This is a genomic window from Paraburkholderia diazotrophica (genome assembly GCF_038900755.1).
Taxonomy (GTDB): domain Bacteria; phylum Pseudomonadota; class Gammaproteobacteria; order Burkholderiales; family Burkholderiaceae; genus Paraburkholderia; species Paraburkholderia diazotrophica_A.
Map to the genome: position 1 here is coordinate 105,420 of NZ_JBBPEN010000013.1, position 19,899 is coordinate 125,318.

At 61.6% G+C, this 19,899-nt stretch carries 14 protein-coding genes and 1 pseudogene; 4 read left to right on the forward strand and 11 right to left on the reverse strand.

What is annotated here, in order from left to right; genetic code table 11:
- Nucleotides 1-28: 28 nt before the first annotated feature.
- Together potE and AABE10_RS30525 are read left to right on the forward strand one after the other, a co-directional pair.
- Nucleotides 29-2,278 carry a putrescine-ornithine antiporter gene (gene potE, locus AABE10_RS30520; protein WP_342936879.1) on the forward strand — a complete coding sequence of 750 codons (2,250 nt, stop codon included), beginning with the start codon at nucleotides 29-31 and terminating at the stop codon, nucleotides 2,276-2,278.
- 81 nt (nucleotides 2,279-2,359) lie between these two features.
- Nucleotides 2,360-4,675 carry an Orn/Lys/Arg decarboxylase N-terminal domain-containing protein gene (locus AABE10_RS30525; protein WP_342936880.1) on the forward strand — a complete coding sequence of 772 codons (2,316 nt, stop codon included), beginning with the start codon at nucleotides 2,360-2,362 and terminating at the stop codon, nucleotides 4,673-4,675.
- A 64-nt stretch (nucleotides 4,676-4,739) separates the two neighbouring features.
- On the opposite strand, the gene AABE10_RS30530 is transcribed toward AABE10_RS30525, so the two are convergent.
- The 5 genes from AABE10_RS30530 to AABE10_RS30550 form a co-directional block, all read right to left on the reverse strand.
- A complete protein-coding gene (locus tag AABE10_RS30530) occupies nucleotides 4,740-5,243 on the reverse strand; it encodes a hypothetical protein (protein WP_342936881.1) in 504 nt (167 codons plus the stop codon).
- Between the two features lie 143 nt (nucleotides 5,244-5,386).
- Complete coding sequence (locus tag AABE10_RS30535; protein WP_342936882.1) at nucleotides 5,387-6,265, reverse strand: hypothetical protein; 879 nt, start codon at nucleotides 6,263-6,265, stop codon at nucleotides 5,387-5,389.
- A 69-nt stretch (nucleotides 6,266-6,334) separates the two neighbouring features.
- Complete coding sequence (locus tag AABE10_RS30540; protein WP_342936883.1) at nucleotides 6,335-7,252, reverse strand: DUF2950 domain-containing protein; 918 nt, start codon at nucleotides 7,250-7,252, stop codon at nucleotides 6,335-6,337.
- A 12-nt stretch (nucleotides 7,253-7,264) separates the two neighbouring features.
- Nucleotides 7,265-8,695, reverse strand: coding sequence for a DUF3300 domain-containing protein (locus AABE10_RS30545; RefSeq protein ID WP_342936884.1), 1,431 nt, complete (start codon nucleotides 8,693-8,695; stop codon nucleotides 7,265-7,267).
- Between the two features lie 230 nt (nucleotides 8,696-8,925).
- Complete coding sequence (locus tag AABE10_RS30550) at nucleotides 8,926-9,978, reverse strand: hypothetical protein (protein WP_342936885.1); 1,053 nt, start codon at nucleotides 9,976-9,978, stop codon at nucleotides 8,926-8,928.
- 408 nt (nucleotides 9,979-10,386) lie between these two features.
- Between AABE10_RS30550 and AABE10_RS30555 the strand changes: the two genes are divergently transcribed.
- The gene (locus AABE10_RS30555) at nucleotides 10,387-12,924 is read left to right on the forward strand and encodes a mechanosensitive ion channel family protein (RefSeq protein WP_342936886.1); all 2,538 of its coding nucleotides are present in this window, start codon (nucleotides 10,387-10,389) and stop codon (nucleotides 12,922-12,924) included.
- A gap of 105 nt (nucleotides 12,925-13,029) precedes the next feature.
- On the opposite strand, the gene AABE10_RS30560 is transcribed toward AABE10_RS30555, so the two are convergent.
- From AABE10_RS30560 to AABE10_RS30585, 6 genes are all read right to left on the reverse strand, one after another.
- Complete coding sequence (locus tag AABE10_RS30560) at nucleotides 13,030-14,400, reverse strand: MFS transporter (protein ID WP_342936887.1); 1,371 nt, start codon at nucleotides 14,398-14,400, stop codon at nucleotides 13,030-13,032.
- Nucleotides 14,401-14,595: 195 nt separating this feature from the next.
- Entirely contained in the window at nucleotides 14,596-15,834 is a 1,239-nt protein-coding gene (locus AABE10_RS30565) for a Zn-dependent hydrolase (RefSeq protein ID WP_342936888.1), read from the reverse strand.
- 75 nt (nucleotides 15,835-15,909) lie between these two features.
- Complete coding sequence (locus AABE10_RS30570) at nucleotides 15,910-16,659, reverse strand: amino acid ABC transporter ATP-binding protein (protein WP_342936889.1); 750 nt, start codon at nucleotides 16,657-16,659, stop codon at nucleotides 15,910-15,912.
- Between the two features lie 2 nt (nucleotides 16,660-16,661).
- Nucleotides 16,662-17,354: an amino acid ABC transporter permease gene (locus AABE10_RS30575; protein WP_342936890.1), complete on the reverse strand. Its 693-nt coding sequence runs from the start codon at nucleotides 17,352-17,354 to the stop codon at nucleotides 16,662-16,664.
- A gap of 2 nt (nucleotides 17,355-17,356) precedes the next feature.
- Nucleotides 17,357-18,052, reverse strand: coding sequence for an amino acid ABC transporter permease (locus AABE10_RS30580; RefSeq protein WP_342936891.1), 696 nt, complete (start codon nucleotides 18,050-18,052; stop codon nucleotides 17,357-17,359).
- 49 nt (nucleotides 18,053-18,101) lie between these two features.
- Nucleotides 18,102-18,947, reverse strand: a complete 846-nt coding sequence (locus AABE10_RS30585; protein ID WP_342936892.1) for an ABC transporter substrate-binding protein — start codon at nucleotides 18,945-18,947, stop codon at nucleotides 18,102-18,104.
- Between the two features lie 775 nt (nucleotides 18,948-19,722).
- Here AABE10_RS30585 and AABE10_RS30590 point away from each other — a divergent pair.
- A pseudogene (locus tag AABE10_RS30590) lies at nucleotides 19,723-19,899 on the forward strand (MFS transporter); the annotation flags it as partial.

Sequence of the window (19,899 nt, forward strand, 5' to 3'; positions counted from 1 at the left end):
CAAGGAAAGCCACTAAGGAGTGTGCGCCATGGCTGCTCAACCGAAGAAGATGAGCGTCGTGCAATTGACGTTCATCGTTACCGTAAACATGATGGGCTCGGGCATCATCATGCTGCCCACCAATATGGCGAAGGTCGGCGCCATTTCGCTGCTGTCGTGGGTAGTGACGGCATTAGGCTCGATGGCGATCGCCTATGGCTTCGCGCAGGCGGGCATTCTCAACCAGCGTGCGGGCGGCATGGCAGCATACGCTGAGGACGCTTACGGAAAGCCCGGCTATTTTCAGGTGTTCTTCCTTTACTTCCTGTCGCTTGCGATTGCGAATGTCGCCGTCGCGAGTTCGGCGCTCGGTTATCTGGCCGCGTTTTTCCCCGTGCTCACATCGTCGCCCGTCGCGACGTGCGTCGGCGTGATCGCGCTGTTGTGGATCACCACGGTCGCGAACTTCGGCGGTCCGAAGCTGACGGGGCGGATCGGCTCCGTCACGGTCTGGGGCGTGATTCTGCCCGTCGGATTCATGTCGATTGCCGGATGGTTCTGGTTTCACTCCAGCACCTTCGCAGCCGCCTGGAACCCGCAAGGAATGCGGCTCATCGAAGGCATGGGCTCCAGCATCTCGCTGACGCTGTGGGCATTTCTGGGCATGGAATCGGCGGTGCAGAACTCGTCGGCTGTCGAGAACCCGAAGCGCGATGTGCCGCTCGCATGCATGTTCGGCACACTCGGCGCCGCAGTCATCTACGTGCTTTCGACGACGGCCATCCAGGGCATCGTCCCCAACGCGGACCTCGCGAAATCGACGGGTCCGTTCGGCCTCGCCTTCGCGCATATGTTCAGCCCGGCCGTCGGTTCGATCGTGATGGCGCTCGCGGCCATGGCGTGCGTCGGCTCTCTGCTCGGCTGGCAGTTCACGCTGGCCCAGACGGCAAAGGACGCCGCCGACAGCAACATGTTTCCGTCGATCTTCAGCAAGGCCAGCCACAATGGCGCGCCGATCGCGGGCATGATCGTCATGGGAATCGTGCAGTCGCTGATGGCGCTGTCGACCATTTCCCCGAATCTGTCCGAACAGTTCGCGGCGCTCGTCAATCTGGCCGTGGTCACGAATGTGTTGCCCTACATCGTTTCGCTGTCGGCGCTGTTCGTGATGATGCGCGACGCTGGAACGGAACCCGCCGCCTATCGGCGCAACGCAGTCATCGTGGTGATCGCGATGGCGTATTCGGTCTATGCGCTTTACGCATCGGGCAAGGACGCAGTGATGGGCGGCATGCTGGTAATGGCGATCGGCTACGTGATCTACGGCTTCATCGCCCCACGGCTTTCGCTGCTGGGCGCCAAGGCGCGCAAGCCGGCGATCGCGGCCGCAAGCATCATCGCGTTCGCCGTGCTGTGCGCGCCCGCGCCGCGTCCCGCGCACGCAGCGGGAGCGAGCGCCGTCCTGTCGGGCGCGCTCGCGCGGATCAAGCAGTCGGGGAAGGTCAACGTCGGCTATGTCGACGCGGCCAGCCCGTTCGTGTACCGGGATAGCGAAGGCCGCGCCGTCGGCTATCTCGCAGGCTTGTGCCAGGGCGTCGCGGATCAGCTGAAAAGCGGACTGGGCCTTCCCGCGCTGACGGTGAACTGGACGCAGGTCTCATCCGACGACCGCTACCGCGCGCTACAGGAACACCGGATCGACCTGCTGTGCGGCGACCCCGAAACACTGACAGGCCGCAAGTTCATCAGCTATTCGCTGCCCGTCTATCCGGGCGGTGTTGCCGCGCTGATGCGCGCCGACGCATCGCCCGGACTCAAGGCGATTCTCAGCGGCGACACGCAGGCCAACCGGCCCGTATGGCGCGCATCGCCGGCGGAAATCCTGAATGCGCAGACGTTTTCGGCCATCAAGGATTCGCCCACGCAGCGATGGCTGAACGACCGCATCAACGAGTTCAAGCTGACAGCGCGCGTCGTCAATGTGTCGAGTTATGAAGAGGGCGTGCGGCTCGTGCTCGACCGCAAGATCAATGTCTTCTTCGCGGAGCGGCAGATCCTGCAAGACGCCGTCAAGCGGAGCACTGCGGCGGATAGCCTGTTCGTTCTTCAGCGCCGTTTCACCGTCGTGCCCGTTTCGCTGGGCGTCGCACGCGACGACGAGGACATGCGCCTTTTCGTCGACAGCGCGCTCAGCAAGATGTACGCATCGGGCAACTATCGCGGGCTTTTCGTGAAGTGGTTCGGCGAACCGGATGAGTACACGAAGAACTTCTATCGTCTCGCTGTCTTGCCCGAGTAAGGTCTCGAGGCCCAGGCCTGGCGTGCGTTTGCGTCACGCGCCAGGCCGTTTGCCGTCAGCATGCGAACCAGGGGAGTGCACATGTCCGCCTCGTCCGAATCCATCTATCGCCGCCTTGGCATGAAAGCGTTGCTGGTGCATCACGAAGTCGATGCCCGCACTGCGAGTGGCCGCGCCGCCCAGTCGCTTGCAGCCGAACTGGAAGAACGGCGCGTGCGTGTCGTGACAGCGACCTCGGCTGACGACGCCGTGTCGGTCATCCGCTCCGATCCGCTGATTCAGTGTCTGCTGCTGGACTGGGAACTCGACAACGACGAAAGCCATCAACAGGCCCAGCGCGTGCTGGATGCGCAGCGGGTGCGCAGCGCGACCGTGCCGATCTTCCTGCTCGCGAGCCGCACGAGCGCGTCGACCGTTCCCGTGGACGCGATGCAAAAGGCCGACGACTTCATCTGGATGCTGGAAGACACCACGGCGTTCATCGCGGGCAGAATCGTCGCGTCGATCGAGCGCTATCGCGAGACCGTATTGCCGCCGATGTTCGGCGCACTCGCGCGCTTCTCGAAGGTGTTCGAGTACTCGTGGCACACGCCCGGTCATACGGGCGGCACGGCCTTCATGAAGTCGACGGTCGGACAGGCATTCTTCGAGTTCTTCGGCGAACAGCTGTTCCGCTCGGACCTGTCGATTTCGGTCGGGGAACTCGGCTCGCTGCTCGACCACAGCGGCCCCATCGGCGAAAGCGAGCGTTATGCGGCGAGAGTCTTCGGCTCGCATCGCACGTATCACGTAACGAACGGCTCGTCGATGTCGAATCGCGTGATCCTGATGGCGAGCGTGACACGCAATCAGATTGCGCTATGCGATCGCAACTGCCACAAGTCGTCCGAGCACGCGATGACGATGTCGGGCGCGATACCGACTTATCTCGTGCCCTCGCGCAATCACTACGGCATCATCGGTCCGATCATGCCTGAGCGCCTCACGGCCGCGGCTATTCGCCTTCTGATCGAACAGAACCCGCTCGTCAGGAATCGCGACGGCGTCAATCCCACGCCCGTTCATGCGCTCGTGACGAATTCGACTTACGACGGACTCTGTTACAACGTGACGCGGCTGGAAGAACTGTTGGGCGAAAGCGTCGACCGGCTGCATTTCGACGAAGCCTGGTACGGCTATGCGCGATTCAATCCGCTCTACAAGGACCGCTTTGCGATGCACGGCGATCCCGCTGACCATGACGCTTCGAAGCCGACGGTGTTCGCGACGCACTCGACGCACAAGCTGCTCGCGGCGTTGTCGCAGGCCTCGTTCATCCACATTCGCGACGGGCGCAATCCGATCGAGCACGCGCGCTTCAACGAAGCGTACATGATGCACGCATCGACCTCGCCGCAATACGCGATCATTGCATCGAACGATGTGAGCGCCGCGATGATGGACGGCCCCGGCGGCGAAGCACTGACGGGCGACGCGATCCGCGAGGCAATCGCGTTTCGGCAGATGCTCGGCAGGCTTCATGCGCAATTCGACGAACAAAGCGACTGGTTCTTCAACGGCTGGCAACCGGAAATCGTCGTGAATCGCCACACTGGCCGGCGCACGCCCTTCCATGAAGCCGACGAAGAACTGCTCGCGACCGATCCGTCGTGCTGGGTCATGCATCCCAACGATGCGTGGCACGGCTTCGGCGCCATCGAAGACGACTACTGCATGCTCGATCCGATCAAGGTGTCGATCCTGACGCCCGGCGTCGCGCCGCAAGGCGGGCTGTTGCCCGTCGGCATTCCGGCAGGTGTCGTGACGGCTTATCTGGATCGCCACGGCATCGTCGTCGAGAAAACGACTGACTTCACGATTCTGCTGCTGTTCTCGATCGGCATCACGAAGGGCAAATGGGGAACGCTCGTCAACACGCTGCTCGACTTCAAGAAAGACTATGACGCCAATCTCGCGCTCGATCAGGCATTGCCGAATCTGGTCGCGCGCTATCCGGAACGCTATAGCCGCCTCGGATTGCGCGATCTCTGCGATCTCATGTTCCGCGCGATGGGCGATCTGAAGACGACGGAGATGATGTCGCGCGGCTTCTCGACGCTTCCCGAGCCGGAATACAGTCCGCAAGAGGCGTTCGAGCTGCTCGTGCACAACCAGGTGGAAACGCTCGACCTGTCGCAAATGGAGGGCCGCACGGTTGCTAACGCAGTGGTGCCCTATCCGCCGGGTATTCCGCTGCTGATGCCCGGCGAAAATGCGGGCCCCGACGATGGCCCGTTGCTCGGCTACCTGAAGGCGCTCGAACAGTTCGACCTGCGCTTTCCGGGCTTCACTCACGATACGCACGGCGTCGAAGTCGAGGATGGCGTCTATCGAATCGCCTGCATACGCAAACCGTAGGGATTCGCCGCGCGCGGCGAGTGATCGATCAATTTAGGCCTCCATCACGAGTTCTGGCGAATCGCTAGAACATGCCGCGCCGGCTCGGATCGCGCATTGGATCAGGCGACTTCTGCGTTTGCCGCACGACGCCCTGATCGTCGAAATAGAAGTTGAAGATCATATAAAAGACGTTGCTTTCCTGATAGCGATACGACCAGACTTCGCGCTTCATCAGCGGGAAATACGACGTCTCGAATGGGCGGCCGAAATTGACGAGTACATCGTCGCGTGTCCACTTGCCGACTTCGGCGCGATAGAACTCGCTTTCCTGAAGCACCTGGCGCACGCTCACCATCTTTCCGGACGCGTCGAAATCGGCGGCCGTCGTCGTCGTGCCCATCGGCTGGGTCGGCCACATCAGGCGCTTGCCGCCATTGGGGAGACTGTAGGTTTCCTTTGGCGGTCCCAGGCGGGCAATGACCGTCGACTGGTCCGCGCCCGACTGCAATTGCTGATAAGGTTGCGCGCATCCGACGAGCGCCGATGTCAACGCAAGAACCAGTACGAGTGCGGCCCAGTTATTCATCGCCTTTCTCCCGCAGTAACAGTTCATCGCGGCCGAAGCGGCCGTGAATGTCTCGTAAGCGATTCAAGACTCAAAGACCCGAGCATCACCGACCCATCGACGTTCATGCTCCCGCTCCGCTAACGACCTACGGTCGACGTGCGCTACGGCGCATCGGCGCCGCCTGGCTGCGACGCCGCGCGCCAAGGTGCGGCGGTGCCAGGCGTGTCCGGTTCTCCACGGGACGAAGCGTCATGCGCGCTGTTCGGCATGATGGTCCGAAGCAGAACAAGATCGCGTTCGGGGTCGGGCATCGCGATGATCGCGTGCAACGTCACTCTCGTCGCCCAGCACGCGTCCGACGGCGTCGCCATCGACGGATTGGACGTGTATGACGCGAAGCGCGCCAGGTTCGTCTGATCGCCGTGCAGTTCCGCGACGAGCATGCGCGTCAGTTGCCGCTCGGCAGCGGCGTACTGTTGCGGCGTCGGATCAGGGACAGGCGCATTCGACGCATCGCTGAGCAGAACCTTGAAGAGAAGATTGAAGTACTGGTCGACGTCGGCGTCCGTCATCTCGCGCAGCGAAACCCGATTCATCACCGCGCGCATGTTGGAAAGACCAAAGCAGTTGACGGGGACCAGCTCGTCGAGGAACTTCGTCACGAGCTGCACGTATTTCAGGCGGTCCGGTGGCGCTAGACGGACGAGTCCTTGCGACATCAAGTTCTCGCGCGCGGCAGGGTCGAGAAAGATCTGTCCGACGCTCTGCGCGCCACCCGCGATGCCCGTCGCGATGACGGGGTCGTCGCGAATCTTCTCCACCCACGCAACGATGATGCGAGCCTTGTTCGAATCCGGGTCGATGCCATGCCTGAAAAACAGCGCGTGCAGATCGGCCTGTCCCGAGTCGGCGCTTGCGGCCGCTGCGGGATCGACGGGCGGCGGACGGACGTCCGTGTAACTGCGTATCGCGGCACTGGCCAATGCCGTTGCCGCCAGTGCCGCGAGCAGCGTAGCGGCGTGAGAGGCGAAGCGTCTCATGTTGCCTCGCGATACTGAAGCGCTATACGCGTCTGCTTGCCCGTAAAGGTCCGCACGCAGGCTCGGACGTCAGGGCTGCACTTTCGTCCAGCCGGGTCCAGGATCGAACGACGGCATGGCCTTCGCCTTCGACGCGCCATCCGGGCCGAGATCGCTTTCATAGACCTCTCCGGCGTGACTGACCATGAAGCTCTTGATACCCGTCTCTCCGTACCGGACCGGCCACGCAATGACGGCGAAGCCGCCGAACAGCTTGCCATGCGCCACGTAGTCGTATGCGCCGCCCGGCGCATGCGGGCCTTGCGACGTCAGCAGCCTGTAGTGGTAGCCGTGATAGCCGGCGTCCTCGGTGTTACGCGCGCTCGCCTGAACGAAGGCCGGCCCGAGCGGGCTGGGCGGCGCATCGGGCGGCGTGGGCCAGTACAGGCCGTCGTGCTTGCCCGGCGAACTCGACATCTTCGACGCGTACGTCAGCAGGCCCACGCCGTCGTGGTCGGTGAGCGCGTACTCGCGCTGCGCGTCGTAGACCGCGAGCATCGTCTGGATGACGGCAAGCTCGTTTCGGCCGATGCGGCGCAAGCGCATTTCCTCCGCGCCCGAGCGCATGTCGAAGTGCCATCCGCTCTCGCCCTTCACGAGCGGAATCGGGAAGGTCCAGCCGTCACTTCCGACTGCAATATGCGCATGGCCGTTGTCGGTCTGCTCGATCTGATGCGACTTGTTCCATTCGTCGAGGAAGCGGCTGCGTATTTCGGCGCCCACGGGCGGAATCAGATCGCGAAAGTTGCGTCCGAAAATGGCTTGCAGCGTGGCCTCCTCGTTGTTGCCGATGGCGTCGCCGAAAGCGTTCATCGCGGCATCGGGAGTACTGAAGTCCTTCTCCGCATGCGCGAACGGCACGACGCCCAGACACAGCGCGCCCATGACGGCGACCGCCCGCAGCACTCGCGCCGGCGAGCCCAGCCGAAATCGTGACGATGCTTTCATGCTCGCTTCTCCCTAGCGTCTTCCGCCGCGTCCGCCGCCCGCGCGCATGCCGCCACCGCCGCTCGGTCGATTGAAGCCCGAGCCCTGCATGCTGGAGCGTCCACGGTCATAACTGCGCTGCGTCGCGCCGCCCGCGCCGACGCCCTGAAATGCGTTGTCGCGGCCGCCGCTGAAACCGCCGCCACTGCCACCACCGCCGCCCACGCGATCGCTCGCACGCGAGACGTCTCCCGTGCCCGTGCGGTTCGATCCGCCGCCGAAATCGCCGCCGGCCGATCTGTCCGCAACGCCCGCGCCGCCACCTGCCCGATTGCCCGCATTCGACCTGTCCGCCACCGATGCGCGATTGCCCGCGCTGGACCGGTCCGCAGTCGCGGCACGGTTGCCTGCGTTGGCTCTGTCCGCCGTTCCGGCACGATTGCCTGCGCCCGCCCGGTCGGCTGTGTTCACTCGCCCGCCCGTGCCCGAATCGCGGCCGCGAAAATCGTTGCGTCCTTCGGCGCCGCCGACGTTGCGCGCGTACTTGTCGCGGGTCGCATTGTCACGGTAGGCCACGCCCTGTCGATGGCTCCCGTCGTGCTGCCAGCGTCCGCCGCCCTGGACCTTGGTGCGGTCGAAATTGCGGTCGATGTTCGCGGCTTTGTTGACGTTGATATTGACGTCGCCGCCGCCCCAGTTGCAGTTGCTGAAAATCGCGCCGGCAGCAGCGAGGCCGATCCCCCAGGCGAACCCTGTCGCGAGCGCGGCGCCCGGATAGTACGCCGGGTACGGCGGCCAGTAGGTCGGCGGATAGGCGGGGTAACTCCACGATCCATACACGACGGTCGGGTTATAGGCCGGCACGTAGATCACCTGCGGATTCGCCGGCTCGATCTTCACGATCGTCTGCCCGCCTCCGGCAGGGGGCTGTTCGACGACCACGTTCTGCTGCTCATTCGACTTGAGGTTGCCAGAGTCTTTCGCGCGGGCGCGCAAGCGCTGTACGGCAGCGAACACATCTTTTTGCTGCGCGAGAAAAGCATCGCCGAGCTTCTGGGTCCAATCGAGCTTGTCGTTCATCGGCTCGAGGATTTGCGGAAACGCGACCAGCGATTTCACACTGGCATCCCATGGCTGGTCTCCGACGGCCTTGACTGCGTCGTCTCCTTTGACTTTCGGATTCGCCTTCACCCAGCGCGCCGCATGTACGATTTCAAGCGGATACGTCGATGCCATCAGTACCTGCGCAAGCACGGAATCCGGATAGAGCGCAATGGGCGCGACAAGCGCTTCGAGTTCTTCCGGCTTGAACGACGCGGGCTGCGCCGATTCCGGTTGTGCTTGTGCTTGTGCTTGCGGTTGCGATTGCGTTTGGGCGCGCGCGGCGCTCCCTCCCAACGTCAGCGCGGCAAACAAAAGCCACAGGCACGAGACCTTGGCTCGTCGCTGGTTCCAAAGGGACATGGCCGCTCCTTCAGACGGTATGACAGGGGCGCGACTAATCGGCCCTGTCTGGACTGATGGCAATTGCAAAATGGGTTTGCAGCGGATTGCGGCGTCGACTCAATTTGATGTTAGAACATTCGTCGCGTTATGGATGCAAATACTCAGCGTACTATCACGACGAATAATGGCCGTGATTGTTGCATTGAATAAAAGCAGAACTTGCCGCGTGACGAACGACGAATAACGGCCTAAAAGCTGACGGCAAAACCAAACGACACGCCATGTACATTGTGGCCAAAGACATAGCGCACCAGCGCGCGCGTGCGCGTGATTACGATCGGGTATTTGCTGCTGTCGAGTTCCAGCCCGACGCCGAGTGACGTGAGATCGTTAAAGCCGAGCACGCCGGCGCTGTCGCCGAAATAATGCGAGTACGCCGCTTCGAGTACATAGCGAACGGGCCGATCGAGGGCGCGCCAGCCTGTCGGCGCGCGCCAGCGTGTCCATAGACTCAGTTGCTGTGCCATCGCCGAGCCCTGCACGGCCGTCGAAGAACCGCCGAAGCTTCGCAGGTAGATGTCCGTCGCGCGCAGTTCGACGTCGATCTCGTGCTCCTCGCGGTAGTGTTCGTAATCGAGCACCAGCGAGCCGCCATAGCCATATGCGTCGAGCGATCCGCTGTTCAGAAACTGAAGGTTGCTGTCCGTCACGTGATTGACGATTGTCTGTCCGACCTTCAGGTCGCTCGCGACGCGCCCAATCGTGCCGTTCACGATCGGACGGAATACAAGTTCATCGGTGATATGGAAATCCCAGCCGATGCCGACCGTGGTGCTGAATGTGTTCCATCGTGTCGGCAGTGAGCGTTGCTCGGCGCCATCCGTGGCGACGAATGTCGGGTCGTATCGGCTGTATGCGAGCGTGCCTTCCAGATACAAAGGGAAGGACTTGCTGATCGTGAATCCTCCGCCGAACTGGGTCTGCCCGAAGCCGGGGTTGCCGCTGGAACCGCTGTTGATCGACAGCGAACTGGTCGTGACATCGGGGACCGTCGTATAGCTCATGATCGCGAGCACGGCATCGGCGTGCTGCTTGACGTTGCCGCCAATCACGGTGCGATTCGAAAGCGGCGGCTCTGATGTCGCCTGCGCGTGCGATGGCAAAGGCAACAGGAATGCGATCAGGCCAGCGCATGCCGCAGCCGATGTGTGCCGAAAGAATTTCCACTGATTAAAACAAACCAGTAGCCGTCGCCAGTGACGCGGCAGACTGCGAGCTGACTCGTCGTATCGACCACGCATGACGAACTCCTGTTGTTGCGGCCTTTATCGCACTCTTCACTTCCTGTCGGAGCCATGCACAACGCTACATTCGATTGAAGCGTAACGACGTGGCGACTTGGCGTCGAGTATTCAGGTTGTGTTCATGCGAATTCTGTTAAACGGAGTACTTTATTACTTGCGAACGTCGTGCGTCATTCGACGGAGAACCTTACTCTTCTCTCGTCGCCATTTCATGGCAGTGTCGATGGAGATGGCATGGCGGCATCTATTGAGCTAATCTTTGCGCGGGACTTTGAAGGGGATTACTTCTGACGATCGAATCGCGCCATCGTCAGTCCGACTATCCGCTAACAACTACCCGGCTCTCAACCAGGGGACCTTTTGAAGGGATCTCCATGAACGCGTTCATGCGGCGCGAAGCCAGCCATGCTCTCGTCGCCGCCGACTAATCTCGCGCTTCTCTCTGCCGGCTCGCGTGCCCCGACGATACCGACGGTGCGCGTTGTCACCCGACACGCGATGCGCTGCGCTCACGCGTGGCTGGTCGCAACAGGCATCGTCTTGCTGTTCGCGACATCGATCGCCTCCGCTGTCGCCGGACCGCTGCCCACCGGCTTGCAAGCCATTCTCAACACAGCGACGGGCGCGTCGGCACAGTCGGCCTCGGCGGCGCAGTCTGCATCCGCTCCTGCGCCCGCCAGCCAGGCGGAGATGACACGCTCGCTAAACAGCCTGATCGGCACGCTCGACAACGACACTCAACGCAAAGCGCTCGTCGACCAGTTAAAGGGACTTCGGGACGCCACACAAGATGCGGCGCCCGTGCCACGCGCGCAGACCAATAGCGATCTGCTCGGCGCGATTGCGTCGGGCATCGCATCGGTGGAAACGAATCTGAATGGCGGCGAGACGCCGCTTCATTTCTGGGCGGCCCGATTCAGCGGGGCCGCCAATGATCTGCGAATGATTTTCGCAGGGTCGCGAGGCGAATCGTTCGGCGAGGTTCTGGTTGGCGTGGCCTCGACGCTTGCGGGATGGGGCGCGTGTGCCGGCTTGCTGATCTATCTGCAGCGGCGCGTCCTCGCGCGCTATGGTCAGAATGTCGCGCTGGAGCAGAATCCGACGTCGATCGACCTGCTGATCTTCGCATTGCGGCAGTCAGGACCGTGGATCGTCGCCTTCATCGCGGTGCTGGTGTTCGTGCGCGGAATGCCGGATGCGCTCGGCCGCACGCTAGGGCTCGTGATCGCCTATGCGATCGTCGCCGGCTCGATTTTTTCGGTGATATGCCTGATCGTTTTCTCGGTGTTCAATACGGCGCACCGGCGTGTCGCCGTGCATCGGCTGCTGGCGCGCAGCCTCCGGCCGCTCTTCGCGATAGGCGCGTGCGCCGCGCTCGGCGACGCGACAGCCAACACAGATGTCACGCATCTTCTCGGCCAGAACCTTTCGGGGCTCATATCGAGTCTCGCCAATCTGGTGGCGGCCGTTCTGTGCGGATTCTTCGCGATTGCCTGGCGGCGGCCCGTCACGCATCTGATCCGCAACCGCCCTTATTCGCGAAGGCGCGACCACAAGCTCGCCACTGAAGCGCTCGATATCCTCGCATCGCTGTGGCACATCCCGATCGTGCTGATCGCAATAGCGTCCGTCGTCGCGATCATCGACGGGCGCGGCGAAGAAGGAAACGTGTTGAGGCCGTCGCTGATCAGTACGCTGCTGCTCGTGCTCACGTTGTTCGTATCGGCGCTGCTGCTGCATCTGACGCGTCGACGGGAGACCCGCGCGCAGCGCCGGGCGCCTCATCTGATGCGGCTCCTGCGCTTTGCGAGCACGCTGCTCGTCCTGCTGATGTGGCTCGCATTCATTCGATTCGAAATGGAACTGTGGAGCGGACCGATTGCGCGGCTGCTCAAGCACAGCGCGATGACACCCGGTTTCAGGCATGCCGTCATTGCAGTCGTCGCGACGGTCTTCGGCGCGTGGTTCATGTGGATTCTGATCGACACCGTGATTCTCGAGGCACTGGGGCCGAGCAGTTCACGCAACAAGGCGCTCGATCCCGGCGTGCGTGCGCGCACGATGTTGCCGCTTGTGCGCAACGCAATCTTCGTGACGGTTGCAAGCCTTGCCGCCATCATCGCTGCCGCCAGCCTGGGCATCAATCTGACACCGTTGCTCGCGGGCGCAGGCGTGATCGGGCTTGCGGTCGGCTTCGGCGCAAAATCGCTCGTCACCGATCTGATCACCGGGCTCTTCATCATCATCGAGGAAACGATATCGGTAGGCGACTGGATCGACGTCGACGGCGGACACGCGGGTACTGTGATGGATCTGACGATCCGCACCGTGCGGCTGCGCGACGGGCAAGGCGCGGTTCACACGATCCCGTTTTCGCAGATCAAGATCGTGAAGAACCTGTCGCGCGATTTCGCCAACGCGATATTCGAAGTGCGGGTTCCCTTCTCCGCCGACATGGATGAAGTGACACGCATGATCGCGGAAGTCGGCGCCGATCTGATCGACGATTTTCGCTTTCGCAACGAAATACTCGGGCCCGTCGAAGTGTGGGGACTCGATCGTTTCGACGCCAACTGCATCGTCGTGAAAGGACAGATCAAGACGCGGCCTCTTCAGCAATGGAGCGTGGCGCGCGCTTTCAACGCGCGGCTCAAGCTCAAGATGGACGCGGCCGGCATCGAGATTCCTCTGCCGCAAATGCAGCTTCATACATCGTCGAACGAGCGCAGCGTGTGGCCGCAGACTGACGAGCTGACACATCGCGAGAACCGACAAACAATGGATACGGGCAATGCGGCTCGACGCAGTCCTGACATCGCTGTGCCACAGGAACTTCGCGTGCTGAAGGAGCCGACGCTCGCCGAGTCGCCCGTCGGCGAGACGGCTTCTACGTCGCAAGCCGGATCTGCTGGCGACGATAGCGTCGGTAAGCGGCGCGAATGACGGCTTATGAGCGGATCAGCGCCAGATCGCGCCCTGCGTGAGCGTCTTCTCCACGCTTGTCGGCGCATGTCCTGACTGCCAACGCGCGCCAGCTCGATACGCCGGTCAGTGTGCCGGCCTTGCGTGTCCGTGGTCGTCCATCACGCGCCCTTCGTCATATTCGCGCGAGATGTCCTTGTTGGTGTAATCGCCCATTCTCCAGGAGGCGGCGAGGCTGAACACCGCACACACGAGGATATAGCCCGCGATTGCATAGCCCGAGTGGTAGTACGCGAAAAGCGCGGTCGCGATCAACGGCGCGGGACCACCCGCGATGACGGAAGCCAGCTGATAACCCAGCGACGCCCCGCTATACCGCAGACGCCCCGTGAAGGACTCCGCGATCAACGCCGCCTGCGGACCGTACATCATCGAATGCGGCACCAGCGAAAGCACGATGGCCGCGAAGATCCACACCGGGTCCTTCGTGTCGACCATGGCGAAATAGACGAAGCCGAATATGCCCGCTGCGGCCGCGCCGATCATATACATCCGCCGCCGCCCGATGAGATCCGACACATGGCCAAAGAACGGAATGGTGAAAAACTCCAGAACCGACGCTACTAAAACGGCCGTGAGCAACAGATCGCGCGTCGCGCCCAGCGTCCTGACGCCATAGGTAAAGACGAAGGCCGTGAAGATATAGAAAGGCGCCTGTTCGGCCATCCGCGCAAAAGCGGAAAGAAAAATGTCTTTAGGCTGTTTGCGCAGCACTTCGAGCATCGGCGCTTTCTCTATCTTCTGCTCGGAGAGAAGCTTCGCGAAGATTGGTGTTTCGAGAATATTCAAGCGGATGTACAGGCCGATCGCGACCAGCACGATGCTGAGGAAGAACGGCACCCGCCAGCCCCATGTGAGGAACGCGTTGCCCGACATCTGGCTCATCGCCAGCACGGCGAGGTTGGCGATGAACAGTCCCGCCGGCACGCCGAATTGCGGCCATGAAGCAACGAAGCCGCGATGCGAGTTGGTGCGCGCCCACTCCATCGACATCAGGACCGAGCCGCCCCATTCGCCGCCGACACCCACGCCCTGAATGAAGCGCAGCACCGTCAGAATGACGGCGCCCCAGATGCCGATCGTCGCGTAGGTGGGGACGAATGCAACGGCAAATGTGGCAAGCCCCATCAGCAAGAGCGTCACGATCAGCGTGGCCTTGCGTCCGATGCGATCGCCGTAGTGGCCGAAAATGGCTGCGCCGACCGGCCTCGCGAGAAAGCCGACGGCATAGATGAGAAACGCTTGTAGCGTACCGACGAGCGGGTCTGATTCCGGAAAATACAGCTTGGCGAAAACGAGGCCAGTGACGGTGCTATAGAGGAAGAAGTCGTACCATTCGATCGTCGTGCCGATCGTGCTGGCAATTACGGCGCGGCGTAGCTGACGCCGGTAGTCTTCAGCGGTAAAGGGCGCGGCCCCTTGTTGCGTGGCAGCCATTTCGATCCCCTAAAGAGGGCAACACCCAATATTGACATTGAGCCCTTGGAGAGGTTCCTAAATGGATCACAGCATGAGTGATTCCGATCTGCTCGAAATACCTTAATGGTTAGTACCAAGGAATGTAATTCCGCCTTGAATCGGCCGTTCTTTCGACGCAAACTTTACCTGTCTTCATGAATCGGCAAGCATTCTTTAGCTTTGCCGTTCCCACAGGCTCTGAAGGATAGCGACGGCTGCGTTCGCTGCGACCTGGCAGCCGAGCACGATATGTTCCTCGGCCGTATCTTCGATGAAGTCGTGACTGACTCCACCGATGCTGGGCACGAACAGCATGCAGGCCGGCAAATGATGCGCGAGCACTTGCGCATCGTGAGAAGCGCCGCTCGGCATGCGCTCCCATTGCCCCGGCGCGAGCAACCCGGCAGCACTCGCGAGATGCTGCTGAAGCGCGCTATCCATGACAACAGGCTCTTCCGGCTGATCGCACGCGATGATTTCAACCGTCACCTTGTGCACCGCGTTGAATTCGCTAACGAGCGTCGCAAGCGCGGACTCCATTGCATTGAGCCGCAGAGCGTTGGCATCGCGGAACTGCAGGCACATTTCGGCCTGGCCCGGCACGACGCTAAACGAGCCGGGGTCGAATTCGATTCGCCCGACCGTCCACACCGTGTCGGCATCGGCGAGCCTTGTGAATGCTTCGTCCATCCGCGCGATGAACGAGACGAGAGCGGCGCCGGCATCGCGGCGAATCGACATCGGCGTAGTACCCGCGTGATTGCGCTGCCCCTTGAAGCGCAGCCTCAACTCGCGTATGCCGACGATGGTGGTGACGACGCCAATCGACTTGCCTGCCGCTTCCAGGCGGCCGCCCTGTTCGATGTGCGGCTCCATGTAGGCTTTGTGCCGGCTCTTGTCGAGGCGCACACGCGGCGTCCCGTCGAGTCCGGCGTTCGCCAGTGCGTCGCGCAGCAACAGCCCTTCGCGATCTCTTGCGTTGAGGATCGGCTCGTCGACCGGCTCTCCGACAAAACTGCGGCTGCCGAGAAAAGACGAGAACGTACCCTCTTCATCCATCCACGACGCGACATCGACGGCCAGATGACGGGTTGCATCGCTTTCAGCGAGCGCGCGAGCGATCTCGATGCCGTAGATCACGCCCAACGCGCCGTCGAGCCAGCCGCCCGTCGGCTGCGTGTCGGTGTGCGAGCCAATCAGCAGCGCGGGGCCGCTCTTCGAAGAACGGCCGAATACCGTCCCGACGCCATCGATGACGGCATTCAGGCCCGCATCCGTCATCCGCTCGGCGAGCCAGCGGCGAGACTGCATATCGACAGGCGACAGCGCGAGACGCACGACGCCAGGCCCCGTTGCGCCAAAACTGCGAAGCTGCTTGAGGTCGTTCAACAAACGGTCTGCGTTAATCTTCAACTCTGCGATTCCTCTTTCCTGCACATTCGATGAAGCGACATCGTAACCCGCGCGTGCGCCGTCTCTCTATAGACGCTACACCGTGACAGCACTCGCCCACGGCGAGCGGATATCCGACAGGAAAAGTTGCGCGCGCGGATGCTCGGGACGCTGGAAAAAACGGTCGGGCTCCGCGCGCTCGAGTACCTTGCCCTGATCCATGAAGAGCACGCGGTCGGCGACCTCGCGCGCGAAACCCATTTCGTGCGTGACGCACACCATCGTCATGCCGTCGCGAGCGAGGTCTTTCATCACCAGCAGCACCTCGTTCACCATTTCGGGGTCGAGTGCCGACGTCGGTTCGTCGAACAGCATCACGGGCGGCTTCATCGCGAGTGCGCGCGCAATCGCGACGCGCTGCTGCTGTCCACCCGAGAGCTGACCCGGATACGTGTTCGCCTTGTGCGGCAAACCCACGCGCTCAAGCAGACTCATTGCGAACTCGCGCGCGTCCTTCTGCGACATGCGCTTCAGGCGCACAGGCGCGAGCACGCAATTCTGCAATACCGTCAGATGCGGGAAGAGATTGAATTGCTGGAACACAAAGCCGATCCCCGAGCGCAGCGTATTCACGTCGATTCCGCGCGCGTGCACGTCCTGGCCGTTCACGACGATGCGGCCTTTCTGGATCGGTTCGAGCCGGTTCAGCGTGCGAATCAGCGTGGACTTGCCGGAGCCCGATGGCCCGCACACCACCACGACCTCGCCTTTAGCGACGGTCTCGCTAACGTCCACGAGTGCCTGATATTCGCCATACCACTTGTTGACGTTTTCGATCTCGATCATGTTCACACCTTTGCCGGCAAGCGCGACGCAAGCCGCCTTTCGAGCAGATACGCGCAACGGGTCAGCCCGAAGCACATTACGAAGTAGCTGAATGCGAGCAGCAGATAGATCTGTGCCGATTGCGTCAGCGCCTGAGTACTGATCTGCCCGGCCACGAAAGACACTTCCGGCAGACTGATGATGTAGCCGAGCGACGTCTCCTTGATCGTCGACACCAGCTGGTTCACGAGCGACGGCAGCATGTTGCGCAACGCCTGCGGCAGGATCACGAACGCCATCGCCTGCATATACGAGAGGCCCAGCGAGCGAGCGCTCTCCATCTGCCCCTTCGGCAAAGCCTGAATACCCGCCCGCACGATTTCGGCGAGATACGCGCCGTCGAAAACGACCAGTGCAGTGAGCATCGTGCTGAACTGATTCGTGCGATGACCGGTAAGAGTGGGCAGCAGAAAGTACGCCCAGAAGATCACCATGAGAAGCGGCGTGCCGCGCACGCCATAGACGAGCGCCGTGGCGGGCCAGCGCAGCGCGCGAAACGGGCTGATGCGGCACAGCCCGAAGACGATGCCGACAGGCAGCGCCAGCACCAGGCCCGCGGAAGCAAGCATCAGCGTGAGTACGAGTCCCCCGAGCGGTCCATTCGGATATTGGCCCACCAGGTAGTACATGCCGTAAGTCTGGAGTATGTCGATCATCGCTACATGCTCCGAACGGGATACCGTTGCTGATACCACGCAGAGAACAGCGTGATGGCGATCGACACCGTCAGATACGCGGCCGTCGCCACGCCAAACGATTCGAAGCCCCGGAAGGTCGCGCTTTCGACCTGCTGCGCCTGGTACATCAATTCAGCCACGCCGATCACCATCGCGATGCTCGAGTTCTTCCACAGATTGAGCGTCTGGTTGACGAGTGGCGGAACCGTGACCCGCAACGATTGCGGCAACACCACGAGCCGCATCGCCTGCAGAAAACCGAAACCGAGCGCGCGGCTCGCCTCGAGTTGTTCCTTCGGAATCGAGCGAATTCCGCTGCGAATGTCTTCGGCCATATATGCGGACGTATAGAGAACCAGCGCGATCAATGCGCTAGCCGCCTCGTAATTTTTGTTGTAGAGCCAGGTCTTGACGACGAGCGGCAGCAATTCCGGCGCGCCGAAGTACCAGAACAGCATGTGTGCAAGCAACGGAACGTTTCTGATCGCTTCGACATACGCCTGACCGAGCCCGCGAATGAACGCGATGGGTGCGAGGCGTGTCAATGCGACGACGATGCCGAGCGGAAGCGAAAACACAAAGGCGAGCACGGACAGCTTGACCGACATCAGGAAGCCGCTGACGAGCCATTGGCCATATTGCCCCGAAAGCAGCGCCGACAGATGGAATGTAGGCATGAAGTATCTGGCCGCCCGTCGTCGGAGCGGGCGGCGGCCATAGTTGGAGTTAGTCGATCTTGTCGGTTGCGATCTTGAACGTGCGCGGCGGGAAGTTCATCTTCGTGCCGGGACCGAACCACTTGTTGAACTCTTGCTGCGCCTGGCCATCCGATTCCATCCCGAGCAGCACCTTGTTCACCTGCTCGCGAAATGCGGGCTCGTTCTTGCGGATGCCCAGCGCGATATGTTCCGTCGAGATGTTCTGCGTCACCAGCGCGTAGTCTTTCCCCGCCGGGCCGAGCTTCGCGAGGTTGCCGACGAGCGTCGTCTCGTCGTTCACATAGGCGACGCCCTTGCCCTGCTGAAGCGCGAGCAAGGCCTGAGGGCTGGTGTCGAACGATACGACGTCCGCGTTCTTGATCGTCTTCGCAATGTTGGTCTCCATCGTCGAGCCTTTGACCGTCAACACCTTCTTGCCGTCGAGCTGAGCGAGCGTCGTAATGCCGCTGTCCTTCCTGACCATCGCCTTTTGACCCGTGATGAAGGTCGACACCGAGAAGTCGATTTGCGCTTCGCGCTCCTTGTTGTGCGTGAGCGAAGCGGCGAGCAGGTCGACGCGGCCCTGTTGCAGTTCAGGAATACGCGCCGCAACGGCCAGCTGCTTGAGAACCGGCTTGACGCCGATGCTCTTTGCCACGGCGTTGCACATGTCCACGTCATAGCCGACGATTTCGCGGCTCATCGGGTCTTTCATAAAGCTGAAAGGCTCGTCCGTACCCAGCACGCCGCATACGAGTTCGCCACGCTGCTTGATGTCCGCAAGCTGATCGGCCTTCGCCGCGAGCGTCGTGATCGACAGCACCGACAATGCGGCAACCTGTGCAACGACGCGAAGTGTGTTGATGCGTTTCATGGAATCTCCTCTCTTTGGTTGTACAACTAATCAGTTTTCGTTGACGTCGCGAATCGAAGCACACGCAGTCGCGGCCCACAGCCTGAGCGGCTGCCGGTTTGAATCGCGTGAAGGGGGTACTGCGGCGAACGGCTTACGTGCGAACCTTTGCAACAGCGGAATCGCAGCCGCAGTCAGCCGGATGCATGAAAAAAGAAAAGGTCGGAAAGGGCACTGGCCTTTGAAAAGAACAGCCCCTCTGTTGGCGTGCTGAGTACTTCTGGAACGCGGGCCAATGTATTCATATCGGGCAATCTTGACTCTGCTTGTAGTGTTGCTTACCGCGCCTGTGTGTTTCGCTTTGCGTCCCGCTTTCTTGTTCCCATCCACAACTATCTTACGGAGCCGATATGGGAATTTGTTTCTAAAGAACCCGCCGATTCTTCGGAAAAATAGAGCGTGGTTTTTGATTCTAGCCGATCCGAAAATATTTATTTCAAGCTCAGGGTAATCCCTGACGGTTTCCACATCGCGTCCACAGGTGTCGTTTTCCACCGTTTTCTGGACGCGTGAGCGAAGGCCTCCCCGCAGGCGCGACAGCACACTCTCCTTGACACATGAATTTGCCGGATGTCGCGCGGGCTTGCATGGTTGTCCGCAGCTTTCGACGCGGCTTCATGCCAGCGCCCGCTCGCGCCATCGACATGCCACCAGGCCTCGCGCCCGATCCGCATCCGTCCGATCGGACACTTCTTCCGTCCGGCTCGTTTGCGGCGCAATTCCAGGAGTGCATCAATTGAGACCTTCGCAAGAGAGCATCGCGGGAATCCGTTCGGCAGCCTCGCCCCTCACCCTCGACGACATCACGGTTGTCGACAACACGCTGCTCAAGCGTGCCGTCGGCGCGATGGCGCTCGGCAACGCAATGGAATGGTTCGACTTCGGCGTGTACAGCTACATCGCCGTCACGCTC

What these genes read in the sequence shown, in the direction of transcription:
- AABE10_RS30535 (WP_342936882.1), bottom strand. Translation starts at nt 6,265, where the DNA reads ATGAGACGCTTCGCCTCTCACGCCGCTACGCTGCTCGCGGCACTGGCG.
- AABE10_RS30570 (WP_342936889.1), bottom strand. Translation starts at nt 16,659, where the DNA reads ATGATCGAGATCGAAAACGTCAACAAGTGGTATGGCGAATATCAGGCA.
- AABE10_RS30530 (WP_342936881.1), bottom strand. Translation starts at nt 5,243, where the DNA reads ATGAATAACTGGGCCGCACTCGTACTGGTTCTTGCGTTGACATCGGCG.
- AABE10_RS30560 (WP_342936887.1), bottom strand. Translation starts at nt 14,400, where the DNA reads ATGGCTGCCACGCAACAAGGGGCCGCGCCCTTTACCGCTGAAGACTAC.
- AABE10_RS30555 (WP_342936886.1), top strand. Translation starts at nt 10,387, where the DNA reads ATGCTCTCGTCGCCGCCGACTAATCTCGCGCTTCTCTCTGCCGGCTCG.
- potE (WP_342936879.1), top strand. Translation starts at nt 29, where the DNA reads ATGGCTGCTCAACCGAAGAAGATGAGCGTCGTGCAATTGACGTTCATC.
- AABE10_RS30545 (WP_342936884.1), bottom strand. Translation starts at nt 8,695, where the DNA reads ATGTCCCTTTGGAACCAGCGACGAGCCAAGGTCTCGTGCCTGTGGCTT.
- AABE10_RS30580 (WP_342936891.1), bottom strand. Translation starts at nt 18,052, where the DNA reads ATGCCTACATTCCATCTGTCGGCGCTGCTTTCGGGGCAATATGGCCAA.
- AABE10_RS30550 (WP_342936885.1), bottom strand. Translation starts at nt 9,978, where the DNA reads ATGCGTGGTCGATACGACGAGTCAGCTCGCAGTCTGCCGCGTCACTGG.
- AABE10_RS30525 (WP_342936880.1), top strand. Translation starts at nt 2,360, where the DNA reads ATGTCCGCCTCGTCCGAATCCATCTATCGCCGCCTTGGCATGAAAGCG.
- AABE10_RS30585 (WP_342936892.1), bottom strand. Translation starts at nt 18,947, where the DNA reads ATGAAACGCATCAACACACTTCGCGTCGTTGCACAGGTTGCCGCATTG.
- AABE10_RS30575 (WP_342936890.1), bottom strand. Translation starts at nt 17,354, where the DNA reads ATGATCGACATACTCCAGACTTACGGCATGTACTACCTGGTGGGCCAA.
- AABE10_RS30540 (WP_342936883.1), bottom strand. Translation starts at nt 7,252, where the DNA reads ATGAAAGCATCGTCACGATTTCGGCTGGGCTCGCCGGCGCGAGTGCTG.